General features: G+C 61.3%; 11 protein-coding genes. 3 read left to right on the forward strand and 8 right to left on the reverse strand.

The genetic code is table 11. The features are described 5' to 3' along the window. Positions 1-146: 146 nt before the first annotated feature. The 3 genes from RLCC275e_RS18830 to RLCC275e_RS18840 form a co-directional block, all read right to left on the reverse strand. Positions 147-1,094 (reverse strand): substrate-binding domain-containing protein, encoded by a 948-nt coding sequence (locus RLCC275e_RS18830; RefSeq protein WP_003543021.1) that lies wholly within the window; start codon positions 1,092-1,094, stop codon positions 147-149. A gap of 83 nt (positions 1,095-1,177) precedes the next feature. Beyond that, complete coding sequence (locus RLCC275e_RS18835; RefSeq protein ID WP_033179619.1) at positions 1,178-2,182, reverse strand: ABC transporter permease; 1,005 nt, start codon at positions 2,180-2,182, stop codon at positions 1,178-1,180. Between the two features lie 78 nt (positions 2,183-2,260). Further along, complete coding sequence (locus RLCC275e_RS18840) at positions 2,261-3,787, reverse strand: sugar ABC transporter ATP-binding protein (RefSeq protein WP_033179618.1); 1,527 nt, start codon at positions 3,785-3,787, stop codon at positions 2,261-2,263. Between the two features lie 169 nt (positions 3,788-3,956). Between RLCC275e_RS18840 and RLCC275e_RS18845 the strand changes: the two genes are divergently transcribed. Continuing rightward, on the forward strand, positions 3,957-4,988 hold the full coding sequence (locus tag RLCC275e_RS18845) for a LacI family DNA-binding transcriptional regulator (protein WP_003543025.1): 1,032 nt from the start codon (positions 3,957-3,959) through the stop codon (positions 4,986-4,988). Positions 4,989-5,064: 76 nt separating this feature from the next. On the opposite strand, the gene xylA is transcribed toward RLCC275e_RS18845, so the two are convergent. The 5 genes from xylA to RLCC275e_RS18870 form a co-directional block, all read right to left on the reverse strand. After that, positions 5,065-6,375, reverse strand: coding sequence for a xylose isomerase (xylA, locus tag RLCC275e_RS18850; protein WP_033179617.1), 1,311 nt, complete (start codon positions 6,373-6,375; stop codon positions 5,065-5,067). 48 nt (positions 6,376-6,423) lie between these two features. After that, a complete protein-coding gene (gene xylB, locus RLCC275e_RS18855) occupies positions 6,424-7,875 on the reverse strand; it encodes a xylulokinase (RefSeq protein ID WP_033179616.1) in 1,452 nt (483 codons plus the stop codon). Between the two features lie 21 nt (positions 7,876-7,896). Continuing rightward, a complete protein-coding gene (locus RLCC275e_RS18860) occupies positions 7,897-8,919 on the reverse strand; it encodes a LacI family DNA-binding transcriptional regulator (RefSeq protein ID WP_033179615.1) in 1,023 nt (340 codons plus the stop codon). 185 nt (positions 8,920-9,104) lie between these two features. Next, positions 9,105-10,703 carry a DHA2 family efflux MFS transporter permease subunit gene (locus RLCC275e_RS18865; RefSeq protein ID WP_033179614.1) on the reverse strand — a complete coding sequence of 533 codons (1,599 nt, stop codon included), beginning with the start codon at positions 10,701-10,703 and terminating at the stop codon, positions 9,105-9,107. A gap of 27 nt (positions 10,704-10,730) precedes the next feature. Then, positions 10,731-11,945, reverse strand: a complete 1,215-nt coding sequence (locus RLCC275e_RS18870; protein WP_130703243.1) for an HlyD family secretion protein — start codon at positions 11,943-11,945, stop codon at positions 10,731-10,733. A 151-nt stretch (positions 11,946-12,096) separates the two neighbouring features. Here RLCC275e_RS18870 and RLCC275e_RS18875 point away from each other — a divergent pair, with 151 nt between their 5' ends. Beyond that, positions 12,097-12,777, forward strand: coding sequence for a TetR/AcrR family transcriptional regulator (locus RLCC275e_RS18875; protein WP_012759037.1), 681 nt, complete (start codon positions 12,097-12,099; stop codon positions 12,775-12,777). A 105-nt stretch (positions 12,778-12,882) separates the two neighbouring features. After that, a complete protein-coding gene (locus RLCC275e_RS18880) occupies positions 12,883-13,722 on the forward strand; it encodes an AraC family transcriptional regulator (protein ID WP_033179613.1) in 840 nt (279 codons plus the stop codon). Positions 13,723-13,906: the final 184 nt, after the last annotated feature.

Here is a 13,906-nt window from a genome sequence, read left to right on the forward strand (position 1 = left end):
CGAGGCCAGCTACGATATGGCTTAGAGCTAATCATGATGGGCTTTGGCGGGCAAGAGGTACGTGCAGCATTTTCGGCCAGCCGCCGTATGGAAGCATAAAAAATGCGCCCATCCTTTCGAATGGGCGCATGTCTCAAGTCGATGGATCAGAACGGCGAATCCGGGAAATAGAAGTCCTTGGCATTCTCCTTGGTGACGAGCGTCGCATCGAGAATGTAGCTGCCATGAACCGGGACCTGATCGTAGAGGGCCGCAGCCGTCAGCTCCATCGCCGTGCCGACCATTGCCGGCGGATAGAGAACGTCGACCGGGATCAGCTTGTCGCCGTCCATGACCTTCTTGACCATGTCCTTGGAGCCGGCGCCGGCGACGACATACTTGATGTCGGTGCGCTTGGCCTGCTCGATCGCCTGCAGAACGCCGACGGCCATGTCGTCGTCCTGGCACCATACGACGTCGATCTTCTGGTACTTGGTCAGATAGTCCTGCATGACCTTGAAGGCATCGTCGCGGTTCCAGTTGCCGTACTGGCGGTCGAGAACCTTGACGTTCGAGCCGGCAATGCCCTTGTCGAAGCCGTCCTGGCGCTGCTGGTCGATCGGAATCGGCAGACCGCGGATGATGACCACTTCGGCGTCCGGCGTCGTGTCCTTGATGTACTTGCCGGCGACTTCGCCGAGAGCCGGGTTGTTGCCGGCGACATAGAGGTCGCGCACGGAATTGTCGTTGTTGCTCGGCGCGCGGTCGACGAGGGCGACGAACTTGCCCTTGGCCTTGACTTCCTTGATGGCGTTGACGAGCGGATCCGGATCCGACGGCAGGATGACGAGGGCGTCGATGCCCTGCGTATCGAGATCCTGCACGGCGTTGGCCTGGCTGGCGGCGTCCGGCGAGGTCTTGACGATGACATTGAGACCGGGATGTTCGGCCATCAGCAGCTTGGCGACGCGTTCGGCATGGAACACCACGCCCGATGTCCAACCGTGGTCGGCGGCCGGAATGGATACGCCGATCGTGAATTTCTTGTCCTGGGCGTGAGCGGCGCCGGCGAACGTCACCGCCGCAACCGCCAGGCCCAACATCAATTTACGCATGCTATTTCCTCCCAATAACTTCAGGGACTTTTCCATACGGGACCGGACGCCCTGTAAGCCCGGTCAATTCATGATTTGCCAATTTATGATTTGCGCACCAGCGAGCGCTGGACGAACATGGCGATGATGATGATCGCACCCTGGATGGCGCCGATCAGATACTCGCTGATGAAATTCGAAAGCAGCATGATGTTGCCGACCAGTTCGAGAATGAAGGCGCCACAGATCGTGCCCCAGACCCTGCCCGCGCCACCCTTGAGCGCCGTGCCGCCGACGACGACGGCCGTGATCGCCTGCAGTTCCCACAGGATACCCGTCGTCGCCGACGTCGAGCCGAGACGGGGAACGTAGAGCAGCACGGCAATGGCGACGCACAACCCCTGAATGACGAAGGCAATCGTCCGCACACGGTTGACCGCGATGCCCGAATAGCGGGCGACATCGCTGTTTGATCCCACAGCGACGACGTGGCGCCCGTAGCGGGTGCGATAGAGGATGAAGGCCGCAACCGCCGTCACCGCCAGGATCACCACGATCGGCACCGGTATGCCGCCAATATTGCCGAAATAAGCAGGGCGATAGAGCGTCTGGATATCGGCGGAGCGAAGCGTGATCGCGCCGCCCTGCGACAGCCATGTCGTCAGGCCGCGATAGATGCCCATCGTACCGAGCGTCGCAATGAAGGGCTCGATCCTGCCCACCGTCGTGATCAGGCCGTTCGCCAAGCCGCAGAGTGCGCCGGCGACCATGGTAAAGGCGACCGCGACCACCAGCATCAAAGCCGGGTTTTCGATGGCGCCCGAATTCATCAGCAGGATCATCAGGCTGGCGACGAAGGCCACCATCGAGCCGACAGACAGATCGAGATCCCCGGCCGATATCACGAAGGTCGCACCGACCGCGATGATGGCGATGAAAGCGCTGCGCGTTGCGACATTTGCAAGGTTGGTGATGCCGATGAAATTGGGATTGACCAGGGCTCCGACGATCAGCAGCAGCGCCAGGGCGACGAAGGGCGCGACCGCACGCAGGTCGACATCCCGCCAGGATCGGCGCCGGATTTCCCTGGTCTCCTCGTTGACACTCATTTCCAAAATCAACCTCCCGTCCCATATTTTCTGGGAATCTTATCTGTCGCCCTGATCGGTAAAGCCTTGCTTCAGCCTTCAGGCGGCAGCCTTCTTCTTGAGCCCGGCCGCGTAACGCATGATCTCCTGCTCGGAAATCTCCTCGCCCTCGAGCACGCCGACGATACGCCCTTCGCGCATCACCGCCACTCTGGTGCAGAGGCCGATGACCTCCGGCATCTCCGACGACACCACGATGATCGACCGACCGTCCCGGGCGAGCGCCGAGATGAAATGATAGATCTGCTGTTTGGTGCCGACATCGATGCCGCGCGTCGGCTCGTCGATGATAATGATCTGAGGCTCGGTCTCCATGACCTTGGCGAGCAGCAGCTTCTGCTGGTTCCCCCCCGACATCCGGCCGGCGACGATATTGCCGTCGCGAACCCTGATATCGAAGCGGCGCTTGGCCTTTGCCATCGCGGCCGCCTCGCTGCCCGGGCTGAGATAGCCGTGACGAGCGTGCCTTCCGAGCGATTGCAGTGTCAGATTAGTCACCATGCCGGAGCGCAGCAGCAGGCCTTTCGACTTGCGGTCCTTGGTCATGTAGGCGAGCCCGCAGCGATTGGCGGCATGGACGTCGCCGGAGGGAACAGTTTCCCCCTTGATGACCACCTCGCCCTCGAGACGGGTCCGCAACCCGGCGATCGCTTCCATCAGTTCGGTGCGGCCGGAGCCGATCATGCCGGAAAACCCGATGATCTCGCCCTTGCGCACCTCGAAGCTCGCATCCTTCACATAACCCGTCGACACCGAAGCGACTCTGAGGACGACCTCCTCGTCGACATCAGGCTCGACCTTGGCGGGATAAAGGCTGGAGAGTTCGCGGCCGACCATCAGCTGAGCGATCGATTCCCCGTCCAGAACGGACGTCGGCGAAGTCTTGATCCATTGGCCGTCGCGCAGCACTGTGACACGATCGGTCAACTCCATCACCTCGTCGAGCTTGTGGGAGACGAAGACGAAGCTGGTCCCCTGGTCGCGAAGCTTGCGAACCTGTTTGAACAGCATATTGGTCTCTTCCCGCGACAGCACCGCGGTCGGCTCGTCCATGAACACCACCCGCGCATCGCGGCTGATCGCCTTGGCGATTTCGACCATCTGCTTGTCCGCGATGGAAAGCGTGCTGATCAGCGCATTCTCGTCGACATGCGAACCGAGCACGTCGAGAACCTTGCGTGTCTCCGACCGCATATATTTACGGTCGAGCATCCCGAAACGCGTGACTTCGCGCCCGAGAAAGAGGCTCTCCGTCACGGTCAGATGTTCTGCGAGGTTGAATTCCTGGTGAATGATGACGATGCCGAGCGCCTCGGCGTCGCCGTTGGGCGGCAGGACAACGGGCTTGCCATCAAGCAGGATTTCGCCGGAACTGGGCTGTTCGAAACCCGACAATACCTTGACAAGCGTGGATTTGCCGGCGCCGTTTTCACCCATGAGCGCATGGATTTCGCCGGCGCGGAGATCGAAGTTCACGCTGAAAAGGACCTGCACTCCACTGAAGGATTTGCATATGCGCCTGGCGGACAGCACCACGGGTGCGGTGTCGGCGGTCTCCACGGTCATCTGGTCCTCCCAAAGCGGCTCTCCGTCCACTCAGAAGCCTTATGTAAACCTTTACATATATCGTGTAAAGGTTTACATCGTTGATTTACACAGATCCGTTGAAGCCTGCCTTTGACCTCTCGACAAGTCTGTGTAGTGTCGCGGCGAAGACAGCCCAAGGCAGAGCTCAGTGTCGAATTCCACGCCCGCAACCATCGAAGACGTCGCCCGGATCGCCGAGGTCTCTATCGCGACGGTTTCCCGGGCAATCCACATGCCGGAGAAGGTCGCCAACTCCACCCGCCTCAAGGTCAACCAGGCGATCGCCATCACCGGCTATACGACCAATGCCATGGCGCGCAGCCTGAGGCTCGGCCGCTCCAATATGATCCTTGTCGTGGCGCCCGATATCGGCGATCCCAATTTCTCCAACATTCTCGTCGGGCTGGAGAACGAGGCGCGCGCGCACGGCTACGGCATCCTGATTGGCCACACCCAGAACGATGCCCAGCGCGGCCTGGAATATCTGAAATTCTTCAATTCCAACCAAGCGGCTGGATTGATCCTCTTCACCGGCATCCTGCCCTTCGGGCATCAGACGATGACCGCGCGGCTACCGCCGAGCGTCGGCGTTTTCGAGCCCGTCTTCAACGGCGGCATTCCCTATGTCGGGGTCGACGATACCGAAGGCGCTCGGAAAGCGGTGGACCTGTTGCTGGCCGAAGGGCATCGCAAGATCGCCTTCATTGGCGATTCACGCACCCGGCTTGCCTATACCAGGCGCCGCATGGGTTACGATGCCGGTCTCGACGCCGCCGGCATCCCGCCCGACACCAGGATCGTGCTCGAAGGCGACGGTACGATCGAAAGCGGGCGGCATGCGGTCGAGCAGCTTTTCATGCGCGACACGCTTCCAACCGCCTTCATGTGCGTGAACGACCAGACGGCGATTGGCGTCATGGTCGGGCTCGGCGCGCGAGGTTATGATATTCCGCGGGATTTCTCGGTGACTGGTTTCGACGACGTGCCGCAGGCCGTCTTTATATCCCCGCCGCTGACCACGATCCGCCAACCGAGAACGGCGATCGGCAAGCAGGCGATGGCGCTGCTGCTGGAACTCCTGTCCGATGGCCGGCCAACCGAAACGGAAATCCTGCTGCGGCCGGATCTGGTGGTTCGAAACTCCGTCTCGGCGCCGTCGCGCAACTGGTCGAAACGTTGAACCCGTATCACTGAGCGCTTAAGGCGCATTTAGCCGGCAAAATGCGCCGGCGACCAATGGCCGCCGGCGCGCTTTATCAAACGTAACGATTGACGACGTTCTCAAGCCATTCCTGCTTGCCCGACCTTGGCTGCGGGTTCACGTCGTGGCTCTCGACATAGTGGGTGATCTCATCCAGCGAATACTCGCCGCGGAAGAGCTTCTGCGCCTCGGCGGATTCCCAGCCGGCATACCGATCGGCGAGCGGCTGCGACAGAGCCTTGTCCTCGATCATCTTGGCAGCGGCCTTCAGGCCGCGGGCGCAGCAATCCATGCCGCCGATATGGCCGATCAGCAGATCCGCCGGGTCGAGAGACTGACGGCGAAGCTTCGAGTCGAAGTTGGTACCGCCGGTCTTGAAGCCGCCGCCTGCCAGAACATGGTAGTAAGCGAGCGCCATTTCGGGAACATTGTTCGGGAACTGGTCGGTATCCCAGCCGGACTGGTAGTCGTTGCGGTTCATGTCGATCGAACCGAAGATGCCGAGCGCATTGGCAAGCGCCAGCTCGTGCTCGAAGGAGTGGCCGGCAAGGATCGCGTGGCCCTGCTCGATATTGAGCTTCACCTCGTTTTCAAGGCCGTGCCTCTTGAGGAAGCCATAGACGGTCGCGACGTCATAGTCATACTGGTGCTTGGTCGGCTCCTGCGGCTTCGGCTCGATCAGGATCGTGCCCTTGTAGCCGATCTTGTGCTTGTATTCGACGACGAGGTTGAGGAAGCGTCCGAGCTGGTCGAGCTCGCGGCCGATATCGGTGTTGAGCAGCGTCTCGTAACCTTCTCGGCCGCCCCAGAGCACGTAGTTTTCGCCGCCGAGCTTCTGCGTGGCATCTATGCAGGTCTTTACCGTAGCGGCTGCAAAAGCGAAGACGTCGGGATCCGGATTGGTCGCAGCGCCCGACATATAGCGGCGGTGGGAGAAGAGGTTCGCCGTGCCCCAGAGCAGCTTGGTGCCGGTTGCGGCCTGCTTCTCGGCGAAATAATCGACGATCTCGTTGAGGTTTTTAGTGTTCTCGGCAAAAGTCTTGCCTTCCGGACGCACGTCGGCGTCATGGAAGCAATAGTAGGGCGAGCCGAGCAGCGAGAAGAATTCGAAGGCGACGTCGGCCTTGAGCTTGGCGGCCTTCATCGTGTCCTCGAACCAGGGACGCAGGAATGTCTGCCCGCCGAAGGGATCGCCGCCCGGCCAGGTGAAGGTGTGCCAGTAGGCCACCGCAAAGCGCAGATGGTCTTCCATGCGCTTGCCCATGACGATCTCGTCCGGCTGGTAATGGCGGAAGGCCAGCGGATTGGTGCTGTCAGGGCCCTCGTATTTGACTTTCTGGATATCGCCGAAAAATCCGGTGCTCATGTTGGTTCTCCTTGGGTTCGTATCTTTTCGAAGTTCTGAATTGTTGGCCTACGCCAGCGACTTGATCGCAGGGTAGAGCGCACGGTAGCGCTTGTAAGCATCCTCATAAGCGCCGCTCAGTGCGGATACCGGCTCGATCGTGCCTGCCGTCACCGGCGGCGTGCAGACGGAGACCGGATCGACGCCCGTTGCTGCGATCAGGCCGAGGCGGGCTGCCCCGAAGGCCGCGCCGAAATCGCCGTCGGCCGGCAGGTCGACCGGAACGCCGAGCGCGGTCGCGATCGACGCCAGCCAGTAACGCGAGCGCGAACCGCCGCCGATCGCCGTGACCCGGGATATGCCGGTGCCGGCCGAACGCAGCGCTTCAAGATTGTCGCGAATGGCGAAGGCGACGCCTTCGAGCACCGCCTGGGTGAGAACGACACGGCTGCTTTCGTGTTCGAGGCCGATGAAGGCGCCACGGATGACGGCATCATTGTGCGGCGTGCGCTCACCGGAGAGATAGGGCAGGAAGGTGACGCCGGTGGGCGCCTTCAGCGTCTCGCCGAGTTCGCCGGTGAGATCGGCGGCCGACTTGCCGGTCACACCAGAATGCCAGTTGAGCGCATCGGTGGCCGACAGGATGACACCCATCTGGTGCCAGGTGTTCGGCAGGGCGTGGCAGAAGGCATGCACGGCGCTTTCTGGCTTCGGCAAATAGGAAGCGTTGGCGGCAAAAAGCACGCCTGAGGTGCCGAGCGAGACGAAGGCGGCACCATCGCTGACAGTGCCCATCCCGCAGGCCGAGGCCGCATTGTCGCCGGCACCACCGGCCACGACGACATCGCCGGAGATGCCCCATTGCGCCGCCAGTTCGGACCGGAGCTTGCCGGCCTGCTCAGTGCCTTCGACAAGCGCCGGCATCTGCTCCTCGGAAAGCTTGGTGGCGGCCAGCAGTTCGGAGGACCAGGCGCGCTTGCCGGTGTCGAGCCAGGAGGTGCCGGCCGAATCCGACATTTCAGAGATATAGTCGCCGGTCAGCCAAAGACGCAGATAGTCCTTCGGCAACAGCACCTTGGCGATCTTGCCGAAGACATCGGGCTCATGCTTCTCGACCCAGGCGAGCTTCGGTGCTGTGAAACCGGGAAAGACGATGTTGCCGGTCAGCGCGCGAAAGCGCGGATCGGCATCGAGTGCCGCGGCCTCGACGTAGCTGCGGGTGTCATTCCAGAGCATGCAGGGACGCAGGACCTTGTCGGCGGCATCGATGAGCGTTGCGCCGTGCATCTGGCCGGAAAGGCCGATGCCCTTGACCGCGGCAAGCTCCTTCGGGTGTTTCGCCTTGAGGCCGGCGACAGCCTCTTCCGTGGCGCGCACCCAGTGGGCCGGCTCCTGTTCCGACCAGCCGGAATTCGGACGCGAGACGTCGAGCGAACCATTGGCCGAGCCGACGATCTTCTGATCACCGTCGATCAGCATCGCCTTGACGCCGGAGGTTCCGAGATCGAGACCCAGATACATGTGGTATTTCTCCCTTTGCCGTTACGGCAGATTGTCTTTCAGGAATATGTCGAGGCGGATGCGCTCTTGCGCTTCGATGACGGCAAGCCCGTCCGCCTTGGCTTTCAGCACGCGGATGGCGCTCCGCACCTCATGGCCGGCGTCCTGGTTGAGGATCGCATCGATCGTATTGTCGATGAGTGCTGCACGCGTGTGGGCGGTCAACTCGTGGGCAATGACAGTCAGTACGCGATCGACGGCCTTCTCCTTCAACGCCCGGATCAGGCCGCGATTGCCGGCGCCAAGGCTGTAGACGCCGATGATGCCGGCATTCCCGAGCGCGTCGGCAACGAGCCTATGGGCGACCTCGGGATCGTCGCGGCCTTCGAGAACCGGAAGGATCGCAAGATCGGGAAATTCCTCGGCCATGACAGCGGTGAAGCCCTCCAGCCGCTCGCGATGGTCGCGCACCAGCATAGAGCCGGCGAGCACGGCGATTTCGCCCTTTCGCGGCCCAAGGAATCGTCCGAGCAGGCGCGCGGCCGTGCGGCCGGCTGCGATATTGTCGACGCCGGCATAGTGATGGCGCAGCGACCCCGTGAGATCGGAAACCAGGGTGACGATGGGAAACCGCTCGCGCACCAGCCTGTCGACGGCGGCGCGCACGTCAGGCGCATCGGTCGCAACCAGCGCAATACCACACGGCTTTTCCCGGGAAAGCCCTTCAAGCACGGCGACGAGTGCTGCGGGATCGAAGGCCGGCACCTCGATGGTGCGGATATCGGTGCGTTCGGCCGACGAGCGGACAATCGCCTGGCGGATCTCGGCATTGAGCCCGTGCATGAAGGAATTGTCGCTGGCCGGAAGGATGAAAACCAGCGGATAGGTGCGCCCCTTGGCAAGATTGGCGGCGGCGACGTCTCTGACATAACCGAGCTCGCGGATCGCGGTCTCCACCTTTTCCCGCGTGACGTGACGCACACCGGGCCGCTGGTTGAGAACCCGGTCGACAGTCGCGAGACTGACACCGGCGGCGGCGGCGATATCGTGAACGGTTGGCCTCATCATTCCTCCTGACGAGACCATTAGCGCCAATTTTGATGTACGTAAATCAAAAAATCCAGCAGCCCGGTTTCCACGTCGTTTTTCCGATCCGGCCCACAGTCATCCGCCTGATGCCACAGAGGCCGGAAAACGGCAACAAAAAGGCCCTCCGGAGAGGGCCTTTTCAAGGGGCGGCAGGCCGGAGGTCAGTGGCCGCCACCGCCTCCCCCGCCTTGCGGCGCGGGTTTCTTGATCATGGCGACACCGAGGATCATGGCGAGGAAAAGCGCGGTCAGGATCAGGAACACGTCGCTGAAGGAGAGGATGATCGCCTGCTTGGTGGCAAGGCCGACCATCTGCTTGATCGCGACTGAGGCGCCATCCATGCCATAGGTGTTGAATTTGGCGGCCATGTTATTCATCTGGTCGATCGCCGCCGGATTGCCCCAATCCATATTCTCCCGCAGCCGCTCGTAGTGTACGTCCTGCCGATTGGTGAGCACGGTGTTGATGACGGCAAGGCCGACGGCGCCGCCGAGGTTTCTGGTCAGATTGAACAGGCCGGACGCGCCGCGAATGCGCGAGGGCGGCATCGTGCCGAGCGCGATGTTGTTGATCGGCACCATGCACATCATCAGCCCGAAGCCACGCAGGATCTGCGGGATGAACAGCTCGTAGAAATCCCAATCCGCCGTCAGATGCATCATGATGAAGGTGCCGGCGGCGAAGCTGACGAAGCCGATCACCATCATCAGGCGCAGGTCCATCTTGGTCGACAAACGGCCGGCGATCGGCGCGGTGAAGAACATCGCAAGTCCGGAGACGAACATCGTCTCGCCGATCATCAATGAGTCATAGCCACGGATGCGCCCGAGATAGACCGGGTAGATATAGGTGAGGCCATAGAGGCCGATGCCCATGACGAAGGAGAACACCGAGCCGAAGGAGAAATTCCGGTTCGCGAAAGCCTTCAGATCGACGACCGGGAAATCCACCGTAAAGGCGCGATAGAAAAAGACGATGGCTGCAACGCCGGAGGCAACCGCTGCGATGGTGATGGAACTGTCGTTGAACCAATCGTTCGAATTGCCCTCTTCGAGCACATATTCCAGCGCGCCGAGGAAGACGCCCATCGAGATCAGCCCCCACCAGTCGAATTTCTTGAAGAGCGACAGTTCCGGCTTGTCGAAATCGATGAAGTTCCAGGTGACGATCGTGACGATGATGCCGGGAACGATATTGACGAGGAACAGCCAGTGCCAGGAAAAGGCGTGGCTGAGATAACCGCCGACGGTCGGGCCGATGGTCGGTGCCAGCGTCGCGATCAGGCCGATGATCGGCGAGACGATGCTGCGCTTCGAGGGCGGGAAGATGGTGAAGGCGGCCGCAAAGACCGACGGGATCATGCCGCCGCCGATGAAGCCCTGGATGACGCGGTAGACGATCATCTGGTCGATATTCGTCGCCGTCGCCGCTAGCGCGCTCGCCATGGTGAAGCCGGCGGCCGAGATCGCGAAGAGATAACGTGTCGAGATGATGCGCGCCAACGTGCCCGAAAGCGGGATCATGATCACTTCGGCGATCAGATAGGACGTCTGCACCCAGCCGATCTCGTCGCTGCCGGCCGAAAGGCCAGCCTGGATTTCGGCAAGCGAGGCCGAGACGATCTGGATGTCGAGGATCGACATGAACATGCCGAGCACCATCGCGAAGAAGGCGATGAGCTTCCTCGGATCCATGCGCTCGTCGGCATGGGCAGGCGCTGCCGGAATCGTCCCCGCTGTTGCTGTCGCGCTGCCGGCCATTAGACCACCTCCGCCTTTCCTGAAGGCTTACTTGCTCGGCGCCGTACGGGTGTCGACGTCGACGACGACGCTCAGGCCCGCGCGCAGACGCCCGCTGTCAAGCGCATCCTGCGGCAGCGCGATGCGCACTGGCACCCGCTGGATCACCTTGGTGAAATTGCCCGTGGCGTTTTCCGGCGGCAGCATCGAAAAGACCGAGCCGGAAGCCGGTGAGATCGATTCGACGGTGCCGACGATCGGATGATCGCTATAGGCATCGACCTGGACGTTGACTTTTGAGCCCGGCACCAGATGCTGGATCTGCGTTTCCTTGAAATTGGCGTCGATATAGAGCTGGCGCACCGGAACGAGCGCCATCAGGCGCTGGCCCGGGGAAACGAGGTCGCCTTCCTGGACGGAACGGTTGCCGACAATGCCGTCATAAGGCGCCTTGAGCACGGTGAAGGAAAGGTCGCGGACGGCCTTGTCGCGCGAGATCTCAAGCGAACGGACCGAGCCTTCGGCTTCCTTGCGCTGGGCCTGGAGGATGGTGATGTTGGCCTGTGCCGCGGTGATGTTGGCATCGCCGCCGGCAAGATTGGCCTTGGCCTGATCGAGGGCGATATTGGCGTTGTCGAGATCCGCAGCCGTGCCGACCGACTTCGCCTGAAGGTCGCTCTGGCGCTTCTGAGTGATTTCGGCACCGCGAACGGCCGCTTCGAGTGCCACCTTCTGCGCCTGCGCCTGCACGAGGCTCGCATTCGCGCCTTCGATCTGCGCGTCGATACGCTGCAGCGAAAGCTGTTCGGTGACGATCTGGGCCTGGGCCAAATCGAGGGCGTTCTGATAGTCGCCGTTATCAAGCGTGGCAAGCACGTCGCCCGCTTTGACTTCCTGGTTGGCGACAACGTTCACCTTCTCGACGTAGCCCGTGACCTTCGGCGAAATCGTTGCGATATCGCCTTCGATATAGGCGTCGTCGGTCGACACCATGAAGCGGCCGTTCGTCCACCATTCGTAACCATACCAGCCGCCGCCTGCGAGAAGGGCAAGCACGACGATCGGCAGCACCGGGCTGCGGCGCTTCTTCGCAGCCGCGGGTGCGGCGGCGACCGAAGCCGGCGCCGACTGCGCGGGAGCAGAGGGAAGTTCGCGGGCTTCTGCCGTCGGGGCTTCTACGGCCGCGACATCCGCCTTTACCTCTTCGGTCTCGGCGTTTTCGCTGACGATCCGCGCGACGTTGCTCTTCTGGTTGCTCGACATAGCCACTTTACCGATCTGGAGTAAATAATCGAACTGAACGGTTCGGTTCAGTTGACTTAAACCTGTTTTATCGTCATATCAAGATGTATAGAACCAATCGGTTCGATTTCTTTTAAAGAAAAAGCGAAACCGTCAACACGGTTAAGAGGACATGACGCTGAAACCCGACCACGCCGCCGTATTCAGTCCTCCCGCTGCCGGAGGCCGATTTGCCGCAGGCGAAGATCCGGCCAAGCGCCAGCAGATCCTCGCCGGCGCCAAGCGCGTTTTCATGAAGATGGGTTTCGACGCCGCCAGCATGAACGACGTGACCCGTGAGGCCGGCGTCTCCAAGGGAACGCTCTACGTCTATTTCACCAACAAGGAAGAGCTGTTTTCGGCGATGATCGAGACCGAGCGCGCCGCCTTCGTGGCGGCCGTGCGCACGGCGCTTGCCGAACATGACGATCCCGAAGCCGGCCTGTACGAATTCGGGATAAGCTTCGTCACCCATATGACCGATGAAAAGGTCATCAGCGCGATGCGCACCGTTCTCGGCGTTCGCGACCGCATGCCGGTGCTCTGTCAACGCTTCTTCAAGGGTCCGGAAAACCTGCGCACCATCATGCGCGACTTCCTGGAACGCCACATCGCCGAAGGCAGGTTTGAGATCGACGACATCGATCTGGCCGCCGGCCAGTTCCTCGATCTCGCCAGCGGTAGTTTCTTCAAGCTCCGCCTGTTCGGAAGCATGGAAGAGCCGCCGTCCCGTGACGAAATCGAGCGCGTCATCCGCGGCGCGATCCGGGTCTTCATGGCCGCCTATGGCGCGCGCCGGCACGAGACCGCCTGACCGCATCCTTGACTGCCGCGCTCCGTCGGCCAAAATCCCGCAATAGCGATCAAATCCGGCTGCCGGCCTTCCTCTAAGGAAGAAGCTGCAACCAGGAGAATGAGGATGAGCGCCGTCGGACGGGCGATCTGGTTCATCGAGAGCCATTTCGAAAGCGATATATCGCTGGAAGAGATATCGGAAGCAGCCGGATTGTCGCGTTACCATCTGTCACGCGTCTTCGGGCTCATCACCGGCCACTCGATCAGCAGCTATATAAGAGGGCGGCGCCTCAGCCGTGCCGTGCCGGCGTTGGTCAGCAGCTCATCCACCATTCTCGAGGTTGCGCTTTGCGCGGGCTACGGCTCGCACGAGGCCTTCACCCGTGCCTTCCGCGACCAGTTCGGCATGACGCCGGATGCGGTGCGCAGACAGGGGCACGCCCGTAACCTTGTCTTGCTGGAGCCGATCAGAATGGACCCTGCCCACCTCAACGACCTCGAACCGCCCCGCTTCGAAACCCTTCAACCGATGCTGTTTGCCGGCTTGCAGGAGATCTACCCCTATGGCGGCAATGCCGCCATTCCCTCTCTCTGGCAGAAGTTCAATGCCCATTTCGGACATATCTCCGCTCAGAAAGGCAATGTCGCCTACGGCATCTGTACGCATATCGACGGCGAAGCGGAGAAATTCCGCTATATGGCCGCGGTCGAGATCTCCGATGCGGGCGATCTGCCGGCGGATTTTGCAACGCTCAAGCTTCCAGGCCAGCGCTACGTCGTCTTTGCCCATCGCGGCCACGTCTCCGGCATTCCGGCGACGATGAACCGCATTTTTGGCGCATGGTGGCCGACCTCGGGCCTAGAGCACAGCGAGACACCCGACATGTTCGAACGCTACGACGAGCGCTTCGACCCCTATACCGGCATGGGCGTCACCGAAATCTGGTTGCCGATCAGAGCATAATGCCGAAAAGTGCGAGCGGTTTTCGGACGACATCATGCTCTAACTCTTTAATCAGGATTCAATTTTAAGGCCGACCCGGCCTTAAATCCTGTTCCAGGGAATAAAAGTCACATCGGTTTCGTATACCCCCTTGCGGCGCTTGCCTGGCAGGCCGGCGACATTACATTGCGAGCGTCATTACTCA

It is taken from the genome of Rhizobium brockwellii (assembly GCF_000769405.2).
Classification (GTDB): Bacteria; Pseudomonadota; Alphaproteobacteria; order Rhizobiales; family Rhizobiaceae; genus Rhizobium; species Rhizobium brockwellii.